The following is a 17,094-nucleotide window of genomic DNA, read 5'->3' on the forward strand; positions in this document are numbered from 1 at the left end:
TGAGCCAGTTCAAATCAGCTGGCTGACACATTAATCCATTAATTCAGGTGGATTACACTTCATAGTGCGGCCGCGCTTTTTTCCGCACCGGACAACCTGAGGATGACAATCATGGGAAGCAAAAAGAAAACCAGTGTCGCTGTTGATGTCGAAAAGAATGCGCCGTTGAAAACCAAAGCGTACGAACAAGAACTTCGCCGCCTCCACGTTGAACTGGTTAAGCTCCAGCAGTGGGTCGTCGCCAAAGGGTTGAAAGTGTGTATCGTGTTTGAAGGACGAGACGGGGCTGGCAAAGGCGGCACCATTAAAGCGATCACCGAGCGCGTAAGCCCTCGCGTATTTCGCGTGGTTGCGCTCCCTGCCCCGACTGAAAAAGAAAAAAGCCAGCTCTACTTCCAGCGCTATGTGCCACACCTGCCTTCGGCGGGCGAAATAGTGATATTCGATCGCAGCTGGTATAACCGCGCGGGCGTGGAGCGTGTGATGGGGTTCTGCACGGAGGAGCAGGCAGAGAAATTTTTGGACGGCGCGCCGGTTATGGAAAAGGCAATGGTCGATGCCGGAATTATTCTGCTGAAGTACTGGCTGGAGGTAACGCCGAAAGAGCAGGAACGGCGTTTACGCGATCGTATTAACGACGGCCGTAAAATATGGAAGCTCTCGCCGATGGATATTAAATCCTTTAACCTGTGGGATGAATATACTCGTGCACGCGACGCCATGTTTGAAGCCACCGACACCGCCTGGGCACCGTGGTTTGTCGCGCGTTCTGAAGATAAAAAGCGCGTGCGCCTGAATATTATTTCGCATCTGCTTTCGCAGATCCCGTATAAAGAAATACATGTTGAAAAGGTAGATTTACCGAAACGTAAAATCGGCAAAGTCAAACCCACAAAATACCCGTTCCGCTATGTGGAAGAGCGGTTCTGAGATTACTGGAAGATGCCTCGCAGAATGTAGATTACCAGGGGATACAGTATTGTTTTTTGTTGGCTGCGGTTGATAATGACCGCACCAACAAAGGAGCTAATGATGAAACATACCGCAGAAACAAAACCGGGCCAGAACATCACATCGCGTAAGCTCTTGTGTCATGCAGAACAGAACTCAACCAGGCGGCGTCAGCCATCAGACGAAGATCGTGCATTTATACGGGCAATGAATGAGTTTGTAGAAAAAAATGGAACCATTACTGATGATGAGTTTTTCAGGGTGCTTTAATGCTGAGACAATTTAATGTTTATCGGAATACATCATTCGCAACACGGGACAGGCTGCCTTACTACATGCTTATTCAGGATGATTGCTACGACGACCTTGCAACACGCGTCATCGTACCGCTCGCAAGAAATAATAAGTTACCGTTATGGCAGAGCCATCTGGCTCAGACGTAAATATCGATTTTGAAACGTTTCTGATTTATTCGCCAATGATAACCAACCTTAACAACAATAAAATAAATCCTAAAGATTTTGTTTGTAATTTACGCAATGCACGTCATGACGTTATAGCAGCAATCGATCGTTTCTTGACTAGCACATGACGGCAGCCGGTCAGGCATTTGCCCTGCCCGCGCAAGCGCAGCGCCGCCGGGCACAGCCGACGGCGCAGGTCTTACTTGATCCCTTCCGTACTTTCCTGCTTCGCTTCCAGCCGTTCCACATCCCGATACCAGCGGGGATGGTGTTTCTGCGCCCAGCGGCGGCTCACCTTCCCTTCAATCATGCCTTTAATTGAACCCTTCACCCAGAACGCCATATACATATGGATCAGGATGGCGTGGATTAGAATAATGGCTGACGTGGCGTGGATCAGCAGCGCGTAGCGCACCACCTGAATCGGGAAATACGAGGCAAAATACGGACGCCAGATGATCACGCCGGTCACCAGCAGCACAAAAATCATGCTCATGATGGTCCAGAACATCATCTTTTGTCCGGCATTGTATTTGCCCACCTTCGCCACTTTATGCTCGTTGCCCTTCAGGACTTCGACGATCCCTTTTACCCACGGAATGTCCTGCTTGTCCGGGATATTGTGATGGACGAAGCGTACGAACATGAACATCAGCACCACGAAAATCAGCACGCCGAAGAACGGGTGCAGGATGCGCCCCATCTGCGGGGTACCGAAGGTTTCGGTCAGCCATTGCAGCGTCGGGAAGAAAAACGAAATTCCCGATACCGCCACCAGGAAGAAGCAGATGACTACCGTCCAGTGACAGGCGCGGTCAACAAACTTCGTGCGCACAATCATTTTCGACTTACTCATGGTGCTCCTCCTCGTCGTCGTCCACCTCTTTGTTTGGCCCGATACCAATGTAGTGATAAATCAGCCCCGCAAAGGTGGCGATAAAGCCCGCCGCTGAGAGCGGCTTGAGTGCCCCTTTCCACAGGTTGATCGAGGTGTCGATCGCCGGATCTTTCGGCAGGTTGTGGTACAGCTCCGGCTGGTCGTTGTGGTGCAGCACGTACATCACGTGCGTCCCGCCCACGCCCTGAGGGTTGTAAATGCCCGCATTCTGGTAGCCGCGCGCTTTCAGCTTGTCCACGCGCGCCTGCGCCACGTCCAGCATCTCTTTTTTAGTCCCGAAGTGAATCGCCCCGGTAGGACAGGTCTTCACGCAGGCAGGTTCCTGACCGACGCTGACGCGGTCCACGCACAGGGTGCATTTGTAGACCCGGTTATCCTCTTTATTGAGGCGTGGGATATTAAACGGACAGCCCGCGATGCAGTAGCCGCAGCCGATGCAGTTGTCCTGCTGGAAGTCGACGATCCCGTTGGCGTACTGAATAATCGCTCCGGCGGACGGGCACGCCTTCAGGCAGCCCGGATCCTCGCAGTGCATGCAGCCGTCTTTGCGGATCAGCCACTCCAGCCTGCCGTTCTGGTCGGTTTCGCTAAAACGCATCACCGTCCAGGATTTGGCGCTCAGGTCTGCCGGGTTATCGTAGACCCCGACGCAGTGCCCCACCTCATCGCGGATATCGTTCCACTCCGAGCACGCTACCTGGCAGGCCTTGCAGCCCACGCAGGAGGAGACGTCGATAAGCTTGGCGACTTCTGCCTTATAGTCCCGCGCGCGTGGCGCGGGAGTGATCGGGTTGGTCGCGGAGCGCTTAATAATGTCTTGTGTTTCCATCGCCATTTAATCGCTCCTTACGCTTTCTCGATGTTGACCAGAAACGCCTTGTACTCCGGCGTTTGCGAGTTGGAATCGCCAACGTTTGGCGTCAGGGTGTTGGCGATGTAGCCTTTCTGCGCCACGCCCTCAAAGCCCCAGTGCAGCGGAATACCGACGGTTTCCACCTGCTGGCCGTGCACGTTCAGCGACTGCAGGCGGCGGGTGACCACCGCCACCGCGCGAATGAAGCCGCGTTTGCTGCTCACCTTCACGCGATCGCCGTTGGCAATGCCTTTCGCCTTCGCCAGCGTCTCGCTGATCTCCACAAACTGCTCCGGCTGGGCGATGGCGTTAAGCCGCGCGTGCTTGGTCCAGGTGTGGAAATGCTCGGTCAGGCGGTAGGTCGTTCCCACGTACGGGAACTTGTCCTTTTTACCTAAACGCAGGACGTCGTCTTCGTAGATCCGCACCACCGGGCTGGAGACGACGTTCGGGTGCAGCGGGTTGGTGCCGAGCGGCGTCTCCATCGGCTCGTAATGTTCCGGGAACGGCCCTTCCGCCAGCTTGTTCAGCGCAAACAGGCGTCCCAGCTCCTCCGGCTGCATGATAAACGGCCCGGTGCTGCTGCCCGGCGCGGCGGTGCTATAGTCCGGGATATCGTTCCCCGTCCATTTCGCCCCGTTCCACTGGATCAACATGCGTTTCGGATCCCACGGCTTGCCGTTCACGTCTGCGGACGCACGGTTGTACAGCACGCGACGGTTCAGCGGCCATGCCCACGCCCAGCCAAGCGTATTACCGAGACCTGACGGATCGGCGTTATCGCGGTTGGCCATCTGGTTCCCCTGCTCCGTCCAGCTGCCGGCGTAAATCCAGCAGGACGATGCCGTCGTGCCGTCATCGCGCAGCAGCGCGAAGCTGTTCAGCAGCTGGCCTTTCTTCGCCAGCAGGTTGCCGTTGGCATCATAGAGATCCGCCAGCGCCACGCCGTTGTTCTCTTTCGCCACTTCCTCTGACTCAGGGCGATCCGGCTGCTTGTACTGCCAGCTCATCTTCAGCAGCGGCTCGGCGCCCTTGCCGCCCTCGGTGCGGTACATCTCGCGCAGGCGATGGTAAATGCCCGCCAGAATTTCACCGTCGTTGCGTGCTTCCCCCGGCGCGTCCTGGCCCTTCCAGTGCCACTGCAGCCAGCGCCCGGAGTTGGCAATGGAGCCGTCCTCTTCCGCAAAGCAGGTAGACGGCAGGCGGAACACCTCGGTCTGAATCGACGCCGGGTCAACGTCGTTGGATTCACCGTGGTTCTGCCAGAAGGTGGAGGTTTCGGTCACCAGCGGATCGATAACGACCATGTACTTCAGCTTGCTGAGGCTGCGCACGACCTTGTTCTTGTCCGGGAAGGAAGCCACCGGGTTAAAGCCCTGGCAGATATAGCCCGTGACGTTGCCCTTATCCATCATGTTGAAATACTTGATGACGTCGTAGGCCTGGTCCCACTTCGGTAGCCACTCAAAGCCCCAGTCGTTTTCTTTCTGCGCCGCGTCGCCGTAGAACGATTTCATCAGGCTGACGTAGAACTTCGGATAGTTGCTCCAGTAGTTCACCTGGTCCGGCAGCGTCGCGTTTGGCGTATTGGCCTCTAGATACGTTTGCAGATCCGCCTGCTTGTCGGACGGTAGCGTCAGGTAGCCCGGCAGGCTGGTGGAGAGAAGACCGAGATCGGTCAGGCCCTGAATATTGGAGTGGCCGCGCAGCGCGTTGACGCCGCCGCCCGCCATGCCCATGTTGCCGAGCAGCAGCTGGATCATCGCCATGGTGCGGATGTTTTGCGCGCCCACGGTGTGCTGCGTCCAGCCCAGCGCATACAGGAAGGTCGTGGTTCTGTCCGCCGCGCTGGTGGAAGCCAGCACCTCGCACACCTTCAGGAAGTCCGCTTTCGGCGTGCCGCAGATGTTTTCCACTACGTCCGGCGTATAGCGGGAAACGTGCTGCTTCAGCAGGTTCCACACGCAGCGCGGGTGCGTCAGGGTTTCATCCCGCATCGCGTAGCCGTTTTCATCAAACTGATAGTTCCAGGACGTTTTGTCGTACTGGCGTTTTTCCGCGTCATAGCCGCTGAACAGCCCGTCATCGAAGGCAAAATCATCCCGCACCAGCAGGTTCGCGTTGGTGTAGTGCTTAACGTATTCCGCGTTAATTTTGTTGTTTTCGATCAGGTACAGCAGTACCCCAGACAGGAACGTAATGTCCGTGCCGGAACGGATCGGCGCGTAGATATCCGCCACCGAAGCCGTGCGCGTAAAGCGCGGATCGACGACGATCAGCGTCGCATCGTTGTTGTTTTTCGCTTCCATCGCCCAGCGGAACCCCACCGGATGGGCTTCAGCGGCGTTACCGCCCATCACCACTACGACGTTAGCGTTTTTGATATCAACCCAGTGGTTGGTCATCGCACCGCGACCAAATGTTGGAGCAAGACTTGCTACCGTTGGTCCGTGTCAGACGCGCGCCTGGTTGTCTACCGCCAGCATGCCGAGAGAGCGCACAAATTTTTGCGTCAGCATGCCGGTTTCATTGCTAGCCGCAGAGGCACAAAGCATGCCGGTGGAGAGCCAGCGGTTAACCGTCACGCCCTGCTCGTTCTTTTCGATAAAGTTAGCGTCGCGGTCGGCTTTCATCAGTTTCGCGATGCGGGAGAAGGCTTCGTCCCAGGAGATGCGCTGCCATTTATCGGAGCCCGGCGCGCGGTATTCCGGGTAGCGCAGGCGGTTTTCGCTGTGAACATAGTCCAGCAGCCCCGCCCCTTTCGGGCACAGCGCCCCGCGGCTCACCGGATGGTCCGGATCCCCTTCGATATGGTAAATCGCTTCTCTGGCGTTCTTCGCGCCATCGCCCAGGCTGTACATCAAAAGCCCACAACCTACGGAGCAGTATGTGCAGGTGTTACGGATCTCTTTCGCGCGCAGCAGCTTAAAGTTGCGTGCCTGAGCCAGCGCCATTTTGGGAGCAAATCCCAGCATCGCGGCTGTTGTTCCGGCCATACCGCCCGCGCAGATTTTAAAAAATTGTCTGCGGCTGACGTCCATTGTTGTCCTCGTTATCAAATAAGACTTCGCGCCGCAAAGTAGCAGTAATACCCCTGATTTTTTTGCGTCAAATCAAGGTCGTCACGCATCCCCCCCTTAATCGCCATCCCCGGCACATTCAAATACCCCTTTTTGATTAACGGTTTAAGAGAATAATTCGCGACAGCGTCAGGATGAATGCGATACATTTTTCCTTTGATTTTTATCGCAATGGCTAAGTAATGGACAGAAAAAGAGCAACGCTTATTGGGCTGGCGGCCATAGTGTTATGGAGCACCATGGTCGGTCTTATTCGCAGCGTGAGCGAGGGCATGGGCCCGGTAGGCGGTGCAGCGATGATCTACACCCTCAGCGGATTATTGTGTCTGGTGACGGTAGGATTTCCTGATATCAGGCGGTTTTCCCCCCGCTATCTTATTGCAGGCAGCGTTTTGTTTGTCAGCTACGAAATATGCCTGGCGCTGTCGCTGGGCTACGCCGCAACGCGCGCTCAGGCGATTGAAGTCGGTATGGTGAATTACCTCTGGCCAAGCCTGACGATTGTGTTTGCCATCATGTTCAACGGACAGAAATCTACCTTGTGGGTGATCCCCGGCTTAGCCATCTCATTGCTGGGCGTCTGCTGGGTATTGGGCGGTGAACAGGGTTTACACCTTGATGAAATCACCCGCAATATCGTTTCGAGCCCGCTGAGCTACGCGCTGGCGTTTGCCGGGGCATTTATCTGGGCCGCCTACTGCACGGTCACCAGCAAATTTGCGAAAGGACAAAACGGCATCACCCTGTTTGTACTGCTGACCGCGCTGAGCCTGTGGGTAAAATATGCCCTGAGCGAACAGCCCGAGATGGTGTTTACGCTGCCGGTGGTGGTGAAACTCGTCATGTGCGGTATTGCGCTTGGGTTTGGTTACGCCGCATGGAATATTGGCATTCTTCACGGTAACGTTACGGTGCTGGCTGCCGTATCCTATTTTACCCCCGTCCTCTCAGCCGCGCTCGCCGCCGCAGTGCTAAGTTCCCCCCTCTCATTCTCATTCTGGCAAGGCGCGCTGATGGTCTGCGCCGGGTCGTTGCTCTGCTGGTACGCCACGCGAAAATAATTGTGGTTTTGCTGTCGATAATATTCATTTCGGCAGCAAAAAATTAACATAGTTTTAATATGTGAGCGTGCGCCAAAATATTTACCCCGCCAGTGGAGCGCGCGTTTAGATTCTGTTTATAGTAGCGTCCTTTCGTAATTTCCCATTTCCTTCAGTTGACATAAATTGACACCCATGGGTGATTAGTTCCCTGCGAATACTCACGAGATTAATAGCACAAAGTGCAATAGTATGTTTCTGTTTATTTCGCTTGATAGAACGGAAATTCCGCATAGTGCTGAGTTAAAAACAAGTAGTTAACTTTCAGATGAGGCTTAACCCCTTTTAAAGAAACGAAAATACCGATAATTACCACTTTTTATAAAACCGCAATGAAATTATATTCATAACAATCAATCAGCCGCAAAATTGATTAAATATTCATCATTTCATGCTCTGTCACAGCCATTTATCCGATCCCGATCACACTAACTGAAATTATTGCTAATAATTTGAAACTTATTATTGAAATAGGACTACAAGATTTTTAAAAATACCATGCCATTGACGATAAGCCTCGTTTAGAAATCGTTCAAAGTGGCTCAGGAAATACCAAAGAAAATTATAAGGAATATTTAAGATGAAACTTAAATTAGTTGCAGTGGCAGTGACTTCCATGTTGGCAGCAGGCGTTGTAAACGCGGCTGAAATTTATAACAAAGACGGTAACAAGCTGGATCTGTACGGTAAAGTTACAGGTCTGCACTATTTCTCTGATGATGCTAAGAACGACGGCGACAAAACTTACGTTCGTCTGGGCTTCAAGGGCGAAACTCAGATCAACGATCAGCTGACCGGTTACGGCCAGTGGGAATATGAGTTCAAAGGCAACCGTTCTGAATCCCAGGGTACTGACGGCAGCAAAACCCGTCTGGCATTCGCGGGTCTCAAATTCAACGAATTCGGTTCATTCGACTACGGTCGTAACTACGGTGTTGCTTACGACATCGGCGCATGGACTGACGTACTGCCAGAGTTCGGTGGCGATACCTGGACTCAGACCGATGGCTTCATGACTGGCCGTACCACTGGCGTTGCAACCTACCGTAACACCGACTTCTTCGGTCTGGTTGACGGTCTGAACTTTGCCGCTCAGTACCAGGGTAAAAATGACAACCGCGACATCACCGAAGCGAACGGTGACGGCTGGGGTCTGTCTTCTACCTATGAAATGAACGGCTTCGCTGTTGGTGCAACCTACGCGAAATCTGACCGTACCGACCGTCAGGTTGCTGCTGGTCGCGTCGCGAACACCGTTAACGCTGGCGGCGAGAACGCAGAAGTATGGGCTGCTGGCCTGAAATACGATGCGAACAACATCTACCTGGCAACCACCTATTCTGAAACCCGCAACATGACCAACTTCGGTGACGGTTATATCGCGAACAAAGCTCAGAACTTCGAAGTTGTTGCTCAGTACCAGTTCGACTTCGGCCTGCGTCCATCCATCGCTTACCTGAAATCCAAAGGTAAAGACCTGGGTTCATACGGCGACCAGGATCTGGTTGAATACATTGACGTTGGCGCGAGCTACTACTTCAACAAGAACATGTCTACCTATGTTGATTACAAAATCAACCTGGTTGACGACAACAGCTTCACCAAAGCAACTGGCGTTGCTACCGACAACATCGTAGCGGTTGGCCTGACCTACCAGTTCTAAGATTTGTCACGATAAAAGGCCAGCCCCTGCGGCTGGCTTTTTTTATACGGATTTCTGGCGTCAAAAAGGAGTACGCCATGCACATATTCAAAGGACGCTGCTTGTGCGGAATGAGTCAGTTCAGCGCGAGCCTCAACAATTTTGACGTATACGCATGTCACTGCACGCAATGCCAGAAATGGTCGGGTGGCATTGCCATGTATCTTGAGACGCAGGGCCAGCCGCTTGTGGAGCAAGATTCCATTTCCCCCTCTCATTTTGCGTCATCCGCGCGCGGTGAGCGCTGGTTCTGTCCCGGCTGCGGCTGCCCGCTGTGGTTCAAGCTGACCTCAACATCGCGCTATTTTATTCCCTGGACGCTGCTTGAGATGAGCGAGGACGAACGACGCCGACTGGTGCTTGCCGCAGAAATCTACACCGAAACCCAGCCTGCGTTTTTTGGCCTGACCGGACAATACGCGCGCTACAGCGGATCGGAAATTGAAGCGCTGGATAAACACTGCCTGCTTACGTCGTAGACGGTTCAACGCTCGCAGCCCGACGCAGCCAGCTTTGCAGCAGCTTGCCGTCCTCGGTCATTTCTGAATCTGAACGCACGCAGAGGTAATAGTCGCGCCCGTCGTCTATGGGTAAGTCAAATATCTTCACCAGCTCGCCGCTCTCCAGATAAGGCGCAATCAGCGGCTCACGCATCAGCGCGCAGCCCAGCCCCGCCTGCACGCCCGCCAGCGTCAACAGCCCGTCTTCAAACAGAGGACCGCTGCGCCGGAGAGGTCGTTTTTCCCCCTGCTGCTGAAACCACTGCGGCCAGGTGGTGCGCTCCTCATCGTGCAGCAGCGGCATTTGCAGCAGCTGCTCCGGGGTGTCGATATGGCCATGAATGCGCAAAAAAGCCCGGCTGCACACCGGCACCATCTTGCCGGAAATCAGTTTTTCACTCTGATAGCCCGCCCACTGCCCGTTGCCGAAACGGATCGACATGTCCGATGCGTCGCTCAAATAGTTACGATGGTTGGCATACACCACGTTGATCTCGGTCTGCGGGTTGGCGCGCATAAACGCGGGCAAACGCGGGATAAACCACCCCATGCCAAAAAGCGGGATCAGGCTGATGGTGACCTGACGCGTTTGCGCCTGCTCCGCCAGATGCTCCGTCGCCTGGCGCAGCACGTTAAACGCCGCGCGGATCGAGCGGTAATATTCACGGCCATGCTGGCTCAGCGCCAGCCTGCGCCCCTGACGCTCCGTTAGCGGCATTTGCAGATACCCTTCAAGCACCTTGAGCTGATGACTGACGGCCGACGGGGAGATATTCAGCTCCTGCGCGGCCAGCGTCACGCTGCCCAGGCGGGCGATGGCCTCAAAGGCCCGGACGGCCCGAAGCGGCGGATCGTTTGCCAGGCGACTGTCTGCATACGCAGATAGCGCAGCCGACTGTTCTGTTTTATTCATATGTTGATTTCTTTAGGCTTTTTACCAGAAAACATGATTTTATTATGTTTATATAAATCATAAAGATAAAGCAATACCGGTTTATCATAAGAAATAATATATGTGTATTTTACAATTTAATTCATTTAATGGATGGTAGCCGCAGAAAGAGCACTTTGCGGGTACAGACGTTGGATACACTCATACAACAACTGATCAACGGCGTAATGCTGGGAAGCATTTACGCGCTGATCGCGCTGGGCTATACCATGGTGTATGGCATCTTGCGCATTATTAACTTTGCCCACGGCGATATTCTGATGGTCGGCGCGCTCACCACGCTATCCGCCCTTAACGCCCTGAATGCCACCTTCCCCCACATGCCGCAGCTGCTGCAGCTTGGCGTGGCCCTGGTGATTGCCATGGCCGTTTGCGCCCTGCTGGCGATGGCCGTGGAGCGCTTTGCCTACCGTCGGCTGCGCAACGCCCCGCGCCTGGCACCGCTGATCTCGGGTATTGGCGTTTCGGTCCTGCTGCAAACCGTGGCGATGATTATCTGGACCCGCAACCCGCTGATGTTCCCGCAGATCCTGCCCATGGATCCGATCGCCGTGACGTCAGGCAGTGACATGCATCCTCCTGCCATTGTGACCGTCACCGGCATGGTTACCGTGGCGCTGGCGCTGACGGTGATGCTCGGGCTGTGGCTGCTGGTGGAATACACCCGCCTGGGCCGCGGCATGCGCGCCGTGGCGGAAAACCCGCGCGTGGCCACGCTGATGGGGGTAAACCCCAACGCGATTATTACGCTGACGTTCGCCATTGGCGGCGTGTTTGCCGCGCTGGCAGGCGTCATGATGGCGAGCAACTACGGCAACGCCAGCTTCTCGATGGGCTTTTTGCCCGGAATTAAAGCCTTTACCGCCGCCGTGCTGGGGGGAATTGGCAACATTCGCGGCGCCATGATTGGCGGGATCCTGCTCGGCATAATTGAGGCGCTGGGCGCAGGTTATCTGGGGGAACTGACCCACGGCGTCTTTGGCAGCAACTATCAGGACGTCTTTGCCTTTATGGTCCTGATTCTGGTGCTGGTCTTCCGTCCGGCAGGACTTCTGGGCGAGCGCGTGGCGCACAGGGCATGAGGAAATGATGACAACGCTTCAACTACAAATTCCGACGGCAACGCGTAAATTCTGGTCAGGAATGATCCTGTTCTGCCTCGCGCTGCTGGTTGCGCCCGTGGTGGCCACGCAGCTTGGCGGCAACTACTGGGTGCGCGTTATCGACTTCGCTCTGCTCTACATCATGCTGGCGCTGGGGCTCAACATTGTGGTGGGCTATACCGGCCTGCTGGATATGGGGTTTATCGCGTTTTACGCGGTGGGCGCCTACCTCGCGGCGCTGATGGCCTCGCCACACCTGCTGGAGGTGTTTCCGATCCTCGGCGTCTGGTTCCCCGGCGGGCTGCACACCTCCTATCTGCTGATTATTCCGCTGGCCGCGCTGGTGGCGGCTGTCTGCGGCATTCTGCTGGGTGCCCCGACGCTGAAGCTGCGCGGGGACTATCTGGCGATAGTGACCCTCGGCTTTGGCGAAATCATCCGCATCCTGATGCGCAACCTCGACCGTCCGGTCAACATCACCAACGGTGCAAAGGGCATTACCGGGGTAGATACGCTGAATCTGTTTGGCCTGAAGTTCAGCGGCGTCTACCACTGGTTCGGTTTCAAGGTGCCCGCGCTGTGGCTGTGGTACTACCTGCTGATGCTGGTGATTGTGGCGATTATTTTTGTCTGCCTGCGCCTGCAGCACTCGCGCATTGGCCGCGCCTGGCACGCCATCCGTGAAGATGAGGATGTGGCCCGCGCGATGGGCATCAACGTGCGCAACTATAAGCTGCTGGCCTTTGCGATGGGAGCCTCTTTTGGCGGCGTGGCGGGTGCGCTGTTCGGCGCGTTTCAGGGCTTCGTCTCCCCGGAATCCTTCACGTTGCAGGAATCCATTGCCGTGCTGGCGATGGTGGTGCTGGGCGGGATGGGACACATTCCGGGGGTGATCCTCGGCGCAATACTGCTTACCGCCCTGCCGGAACTGCTGCGCAGCCAGGCGGCCCCGGTTCAGCAGGCGCTGTTCGGCACGGTGCTGATTGATCCGGAAGTGTTACGCCAGCTGTTCTACGGCCTGGCGCTGGTGCTGGTCATGCTGGTGCGCCCATCCGGGATCTGGCCGGTGCGCCACAAGGAGGTGAAGGCATGAGCCTGTTAACCGTTCGCAACATGTCAAAACGCTTCGGCGGCCTTACCGCCGTGGATGACGTTTCAATTACTGTAAACAAGGGCGAGATCTACGGGCTGATTGGCCCTAACGGGGCGGGGAAAACCACCTGCTTTAACCTGATCACCGGGCTTTACCCGGCGGACAGCGGCGAGTTTTCGATTGCCGACAGGCCCTATTTTCCAAAGCACATTGAGAAAGTGACCGCAGCCGGGATTGCGCGAACCTTCCAGAACGTGCGCCTCTTCAACGACATGTCGGTGCTGGAAAACGTGATGGTGGGTCGCCACGTGCGCACCCGTAACGGCCTGTGGGCCGCGCTGAGCCGTCATAAACGCGCTCGCGCGGAAGAGACGCAGACCCGGGAGCTAGCCTGGCACTGGCTGGAGTACACCGGGATTGCGAAATTCGCCCACTATCGCGCCTGCGATCTGGCCTACGGTCATCAGCGTCGCCTTGAAATTGCCCGCGCGCTGGCAACCGATCCGCTGCTGCTGGCGCTGGACGAACCCGCCGCCGGGATGAACGCGGCGGAAAAAGTGGCGCTCGGCGAGCTGCTTATCCGCCTTCGCGATGACGGTAAAACCCTGCTGATGATTGAGCATGACGTCAAGCTGGTGATGGGCATCTGCGATCGCCTGACGGTGCTGGATTATGGCAAAACGCTCGCCAGCGGCACGCCGGAAAGCGTCCGTCGCGACCCGGCAGTGATTGCCGCCTGGCTTGGAGGCAACGCCCATGTCTGAATTATTGAAGGTGGAACGTGTGGACGTGCATTACGGCGGTATTCAGGCCGTACGCGATGTCTCTTTTACCCTGCGCGAGGGCGAACAGGCTACCCTGATTGGCGCTAACGGCGCGGGGAAAAGCTCCACCGTGCGCGCCATTACCGGTCTGGAAAACTTCAGCGGCCGTATTGAATTCAACGGAAAAGCGGTACGCAAGCACAGGCCTGAAGCCCTGCTTCGCGACGGGCTGGTGATGGTCCCGGAAGGCCGTGGGATCTTCTCCCGCATGACGGTACTGGAAAACCTGCAGATGGGCGCCTGGCTCAGGCGTGACACTGTCACCATCAGGCGGGAGATGAATGCCATTTTCGAGCGCTTTCCGCGCCTGGGCGAACGCCAGCATCAGCTTGCCGGCCTGCTTTCCGGCGGCGAGCAACAGCTGCTGGCCCTTAACCGCGCCCTGCTCAGCCAGCCGCGTCTGCTCATTCTCGACGAACCCTCAATGGGCCTTGCGCCGAAGATGGTCGAGAACATTTTTGCCGTCATTGCCGGCCTGCGCGAGCGGGGCGTCGCCCTGCTGCTCATCGAACAAAACGCCCGACTCGCGCTGGAGGTGACCGACAGCGCGTGGGTGATGGACAGCGGCAGCATTGTCCATCACGGCGAATCGAAAGCGTTGCTCAATGACGACCAGATTGCACAGATTTATTTGGGCGAAATGCCCGTTTAACAACACCAGCCAACATCAGGGGAATACAATGAAAACAGTAAAAATCAGTGCGCTCAGCGCCGCTATTCTGCTCAGCGGCTTTGCCTCAACGGCCACATGGGCCGCTGACGGCGAAACCGTGGTTATCGGCCTGGCGGGCCCGCTCACCGGCCCGTCTGCCCGTATCGGTAAAGATCTGGAGAACGGCGCGCAGCTGGCCATTGACGACATTAACAAGCAGCACCCGACCATCGGCGGCAAAGCGGTGACCTTCAAACTGCAGTCCGAGGACGATCAGTCCGACCCGCGTACCGCCGTGGCCGTCGCGCAGCGTCTGGTGGATAGCGGCGTCGCGGGCGTCGTGGGTCACTGGAACACCGGCACCAGTATTCCGGCAGCCCGCGTCTATCACGATGCCGGCATCGCGCAGGTCGCACCGGTCGCGACCGGTCATGCCTATACGCAACAGGGTTTTGATACCAGCTTCCGCGTGATGGGCCACGATGACGACGGCGGCCAGCTCGCAGGCCAGTACGCGGTGAATACCCTGAAAGCCAAGCGCATTGCGGTGATCGACGACCGTACCGCCTTCGGTCAGGGCCTGGCGGACCAGTTTATTAAGTCGCTTGAAGCGCAGGGCGTGAAGGTTGTCGACCGTCAGTACGTGGATGACAAAACGGTGGACTTCAGCGCGGTGCTGACCGCCATCCGCAGCAAAAACGCCGATCTGATCTTCTTCGGCGGCGTCGACAGCCAGGCCGCACCGCTGGCGCGCCGCATCAAACAGCTGGGCATGAACGCCACGCTGATGGGCGCGGGCGGATTTGTCAGCCAGACGTTCCTGAAGCTGGCGCAGAAAGAAGGCGAAGGCGTGGTCGCGCTGGAGCCGGGTCTGCCCGTCGACCAGATGCCGGGTGGAAAGGCTTTCGAGCAGGCCTATCAGTCCCGCTACCACACCCATATCGAACTGCACGCGCCGTTCGCCTATGACGCCACCCGCGTGCTGGTTGCGGCGATGGAAAAAGCAGACTCCGTCGATCCGTCCGAGTATCTGCCGGCCCTGCGCGGCATTAGCTACTCCGGCGTCACCGGACAGATCGCGTTTGATAAAGAAGGCAACCTGAAGTCGCCGTCGTTCACCGTCTACAAAGTTGTCGAGGGTAAATGGCTGCCGCAGACCGTGGTGGGCGGCGCAAAAGCGAAGTAACGCAGCGAGGCAATGTGATGAGTGATAATAACGAGCTGGGCATTCTCGCCCGCCGCAAAATTGAAGCAGAAATTATTAAGCCAATTTATGAGATCCTGGTGCGCGAGATAGGGAAAACCCGCGCCCAGGCGGTCATCGGCGAGGCGATTGAACAGGCGGCAATTGACGCAGGCAAAGCGTTTGCCAGCAAAGAGCCCAACGGCGCGGACGTAAAGAGCTTTATCGCCCTGCAGTATCTGTGGGAGAAAGATAACGCGCTGGAGGTGAAGGTGCTCGACGCCGACGACCAGCAGTACAACTACAACGTGACCCGCTGCCGCTACGCGGAGATGTATCATGAAATGGGGCTGGGCGAGATTGGTCATCTTCTCTCCTGCGCGCGCGATGAAAAGTTCATCGTTGGCTATGCGCCGGACGTGAAGCTGACCCGCACGACCACCATCATGCAGGGCGGTGCGTGCTGTGATTTCCGTTACCGCAGCGCTAAGGACAAGACATGATCCGCGTCAACGCCGAACGGCTGTGGACAACGCTAGAGATGATGGCGCAGATTGGCGGCACCCCCGCCGGTGGCGTCACCCGTCTGGCACTGAGCGAGGAAGATCGTATTGCGCGCAACCTGCTGCGCGACTGGGCGCTGGAGGCAGGATTCACCTGCGATATCGACAGCATGGGCAATATGTTTATCCGTCGCGCGGGGAAATACCCGCAGCTTGCCCCAGTCATGACGGGGTCCCATTTGGATACCCAGCCGCTGGGCGGAAACTACGACGGGGTCTACGGCGTGCTGGCCGGGCTGGAGCTGCTGCGCACGCTGAACGATAACGCGATTGAAACCGAGCGCGACGTCGTGCTGGTCAACTGGACCAACGAAGAAGGCGCGCGCTTTGCCCCGGCGATGCTGGCCTCCGGCGTCTGGGCAGGCCTGCTCACGGAAGACTTTGCATACGCCAGGATGGACAACCAACGGATAACCGTTCGCGAGGCGCTGGAAGCGATTGGCTATCGCGGCGAACGCCCTGCCCGCGCATTTCCGGTTCACGCCTGCTATGAGCTGCATATTGAGCAGGGGCCGATACTCGAAGAGGAAGAGATCGACATCGGGCTGGTGCGGGCGGCCATGGGCCAGCGCTGGTTTACGGTAACGCTCGACGGTTTTGCCGCCCATGCGGGAACGACACCGATGCACAGCCGCCGCGATGCGGTTATCGCCTTCGCCGGGCTGGCGCTGAACGTGGAGGAGATTGGGTATCAATTTGCGCCGGACGGACGCGCCACCATCGGCATGGCGCAGGTTACGCCGAACTCGCGTAACGTTGTCCCTTCGCGAGTGGAATGCAGCGTGGAGTTTCGCCACCCTTCACAGGACGCACTTGAAGCCATGGAAGCCGCGCTGCACGTAGCCACAAAAAACCTGGCCGCACGCGGCGTGACGGCCAACGTCGAGCGCATCTTCGACTATGCGCCGATCGACTTTAACGAAGCCTGTCTGGCCCGTACGGAAAACGCCGTCGCCGCGCTGGGCTATTCGTCAAAATCGATGGTCTCCGGTGCCGGACACGATACCTGCTACGTCAGTAAGGTGGCACCTGCCAGCATGATTTTTATCCCCTGCGTGAAGGGCGTTAGCCATAACGAAGCGGAAAGGATCCTGCCGGAGTGGTCAGAGAAAGGCGCGAATGTGTTATTGCACAGCGTCCTGTCTGCGGCGCTTGAGCGATAGAGCGGAGCGAAAG

The 17,094-nt window shown here is 56.7% G+C and carries 16 protein-coding genes and 1 pseudogene; 13 read left to right on the plus strand and 4 right to left on the minus strand.

From position 1 onward, the window contains the following. The first annotated feature begins 111 nt into the window (after positions 1-111). The 3 genes and pseudogenes from ppk2 (at position 112) to ACMWKK_RS03965 (ending at position 1,543) form a co-directional block, all read left to right on the plus strand. Positions 112-930, plus strand: coding sequence for a polyphosphate kinase 2 (ppk2, locus tag ACMWKK_RS03955; protein WP_045326459.1), 819 nt, complete (start codon positions 112-114; stop codon positions 928-930). Positions 931-1,029: 99 nt separating this feature from the next. Beyond that, the gene (locus ACMWKK_RS03960; RefSeq protein ID WP_139156879.1) at positions 1,030-1,221 is read left to right on the plus strand and encodes a hypothetical protein; all 192 of its coding nucleotides are present in this window, start codon (positions 1,030-1,032) and stop codon (positions 1,219-1,221) included. Further along, positions 1,221-1,543, plus strand: a pseudogene (locus ACMWKK_RS03965) (CcdB family protein). Before ACMWKK_RS03960 ends, ACMWKK_RS03965 begins: the two are co-directional and overlap by 1 nt. Positions 1,544-1,614: 71 nt before the next feature. Here the strand turns inward: ACMWKK_RS03965 and fdnI are convergent. The 3 genes from fdnI to fdnG are packed head-to-tail and all read right to left on the minus strand — an operon-like array spanning position 1,615 to position 6,207. Beyond that, positions 1,615-2,271 (minus strand): formate dehydrogenase-N subunit gamma, encoded by a 657-nt coding sequence (gene fdnI / locus ACMWKK_RS03970; RefSeq protein ID WP_112780188.1) that lies wholly within the window; start codon positions 2,269-2,271, stop codon positions 1,615-1,617. Then, entirely contained in the window at positions 2,264-3,148 is an 885-nt protein-coding gene (fdxH, locus tag ACMWKK_RS03975) for a formate dehydrogenase subunit beta (protein ID WP_045326467.1), read from the minus strand. Before fdxH ends, fdnI begins: the two co-directional genes overlap by 8 nt. Before the next feature lie 11 nt (positions 3,149-3,159). Further along, entirely contained in the window at positions 3,160-6,207 is a 3,048-nt protein-coding gene (gene fdnG, locus ACMWKK_RS03980) for a formate dehydrogenase-N subunit alpha (RefSeq protein WP_406542748.1), read from the minus strand. Between the two features lie 221 nt (positions 6,208-6,428). Between fdnG and yddG the strand changes: the two genes are divergently transcribed. The 3 genes from yddG to ACMWKK_RS03995 all read left to right on the plus strand — a co-directional run bounded on the left by yddG (position 6,429) and on the right by ACMWKK_RS03995 (position 9,527). Then, positions 6,429-7,307 (plus strand): aromatic amino acid DMT transporter YddG, encoded by an 879-nt coding sequence (gene yddG, locus ACMWKK_RS03985; protein ID WP_112780186.1) that lies wholly within the window; start codon positions 6,429-6,431, stop codon positions 7,305-7,307. Between the two features lie 619 nt (positions 7,308-7,926). After that, a complete protein-coding gene (gene ompC / locus ACMWKK_RS03990; protein WP_045326475.1) occupies positions 7,927-9,009 on the plus strand; it encodes a porin OmpC in 1,083 nt (360 codons plus the stop codon). Positions 9,010-9,086: 77 nt separating this feature from the next. Continuing rightward, positions 9,087-9,527 carry a GFA family protein gene (locus ACMWKK_RS03995; RefSeq protein ID WP_045326477.1) on the plus strand — a complete coding sequence of 147 codons (441 nt, stop codon included), beginning with the start codon at positions 9,087-9,089 and terminating at the stop codon, positions 9,525-9,527. On the opposite strand, the gene ACMWKK_RS04000 is transcribed toward ACMWKK_RS03995, so the two are convergent. Further along, positions 9,517-10,461, minus strand: coding sequence for a LysR substrate-binding domain-containing protein (locus ACMWKK_RS04000; RefSeq protein WP_112780185.1), 945 nt, complete (start codon positions 10,459-10,461; stop codon positions 9,517-9,519). The genes ACMWKK_RS03995 and ACMWKK_RS04000 overlap by 11 nt on opposite strands. A gap of 170 nt (positions 10,462-10,631) precedes the next feature. Here ACMWKK_RS04000 and ACMWKK_RS04005 point away from each other — a divergent pair, with 170 nt between their 5' ends. The 7 genes from ACMWKK_RS04005 to ACMWKK_RS04035 are packed head-to-tail and all read left to right on the plus strand — an operon-like array spanning position 10,632 to position 17,081. Further along, a complete protein-coding gene (locus tag ACMWKK_RS04005; RefSeq protein WP_112780184.1) occupies positions 10,632-11,582 on the plus strand; it encodes a branched-chain amino acid ABC transporter permease in 951 nt (316 codons plus the stop codon). 7 nt (positions 11,583-11,589) lie between these two features. Then, a complete protein-coding gene (locus ACMWKK_RS04010; RefSeq protein ID WP_032640746.1) occupies positions 11,590-12,696 on the plus strand; it encodes a branched-chain amino acid ABC transporter permease in 1,107 nt (368 codons plus the stop codon). Further along, complete coding sequence (locus ACMWKK_RS04015; protein ID WP_112780183.1) at positions 12,693-13,460, plus strand: ABC transporter ATP-binding protein; 768 nt, start codon at positions 12,693-12,695, stop codon at positions 13,458-13,460. The genes ACMWKK_RS04010 and ACMWKK_RS04015 overlap by 4 nt, the downstream gene beginning before the upstream one ends. Further along, positions 13,453-14,172 carry an ABC transporter ATP-binding protein gene (locus ACMWKK_RS04020; protein ID WP_112780182.1) on the plus strand — a complete coding sequence of 240 codons (720 nt, stop codon included), beginning with the start codon at positions 13,453-13,455 and terminating at the stop codon, positions 14,170-14,172. The genes ACMWKK_RS04015 and ACMWKK_RS04020 overlap by 8 nt, the downstream gene beginning before the upstream one ends. Positions 14,173-14,200: 28 nt before the next feature. Next, positions 14,201-15,358 (plus strand): branched-chain amino acid ABC transporter substrate-binding protein, encoded by a 1,158-nt coding sequence (locus tag ACMWKK_RS04025; RefSeq protein WP_112780181.1) that lies wholly within the window; start codon positions 14,201-14,203, stop codon positions 15,356-15,358. Positions 15,359-15,375: 17 nt separating this feature from the next. Beyond that, complete coding sequence (locus tag ACMWKK_RS04030) at positions 15,376-15,858, plus strand: L-2-amino-thiazoline-4-carboxylic acid hydrolase (protein ID WP_032640754.1); 483 nt, start codon at positions 15,376-15,378, stop codon at positions 15,856-15,858. Continuing rightward, a complete protein-coding gene (locus ACMWKK_RS04035) occupies positions 15,855-17,081 on the plus strand; it encodes a Zn-dependent hydrolase (protein ID WP_161656405.1) in 1,227 nt (408 codons plus the stop codon). Before ACMWKK_RS04030 ends, ACMWKK_RS04035 begins: the two co-directional genes overlap by 4 nt. Positions 17,082-17,094 lie beyond the last annotated feature (13 nt).

The organism is Enterobacter sp. 01-M-03-SI-ECC, assembly GCF_047530215.1.
Classification (GTDB): domain Bacteria; phylum Pseudomonadota; class Gammaproteobacteria; order Enterobacterales; family Enterobacteriaceae; genus Enterobacter; species Enterobacter chengduensis.

Coding starts and splice junctions, on each gene's coding strand:
- ppk2 (WP_045326459.1), top strand. CDS start 112: ATGGGAAGCAAAAAGAAAACCAGTGTCGCTGTTGATGTCGAAAAGAAT.
- ACMWKK_RS03960 (WP_139156879.1), top strand. CDS start 1,030: ATGATGAAACATACCGCAGAAACAAAACCGGGCCAGAACATCACATCG.
- fdnI (WP_112780188.1), bottom strand. CDS start 2,271: ATGAGTAAGTCGAAAATGATTGTGCGCACGAAGTTTGTTGACCGCGCC.
- fdxH (WP_045326467.1), bottom strand. CDS start 3,148: ATGGCGATGGAAACACAAGACATTATTAAGCGCTCCGCGACCAACCCG.
- yddG (WP_112780186.1), top strand. CDS start 6,429: ATGGACAGAAAAAGAGCAACGCTTATTGGGCTGGCGGCCATAGTGTTA.
- ompC (WP_045326475.1), top strand. CDS start 7,927: ATGAAACTTAAATTAGTTGCAGTGGCAGTGACTTCCATGTTGGCAGCA.
- ACMWKK_RS03995 (WP_045326477.1), top strand. CDS start 9,087: ATGCACATATTCAAAGGACGCTGCTTGTGCGGAATGAGTCAGTTCAGC.
- ACMWKK_RS04000 (WP_112780185.1), bottom strand. CDS start 10,461: ATGAATAAAACAGAACAGTCGGCTGCGCTATCTGCGTATGCAGACAGT.
- ACMWKK_RS04010 (WP_032640746.1), top strand. CDS start 11,590: ATGACAACGCTTCAACTACAAATTCCGACGGCAACGCGTAAATTCTGG.
- ACMWKK_RS04015 (WP_112780183.1), top strand. CDS start 12,693: ATGAGCCTGTTAACCGTTCGCAACATGTCAAAACGCTTCGGCGGCCTT.
- ACMWKK_RS04020 (WP_112780182.1), top strand. CDS start 13,453: ATGTCTGAATTATTGAAGGTGGAACGTGTGGACGTGCATTACGGCGGT.
- ACMWKK_RS04025 (WP_112780181.1), top strand. CDS start 14,201: ATGAAAACAGTAAAAATCAGTGCGCTCAGCGCCGCTATTCTGCTCAGC.
- ACMWKK_RS04030 (WP_032640754.1), top strand. CDS start 15,376: ATGAGTGATAATAACGAGCTGGGCATTCTCGCCCGCCGCAAAATTGAA.
- ACMWKK_RS04035 (WP_161656405.1), top strand. CDS start 15,855: ATGATCCGCGTCAACGCCGAACGGCTGTGGACAACGCTAGAGATGATG.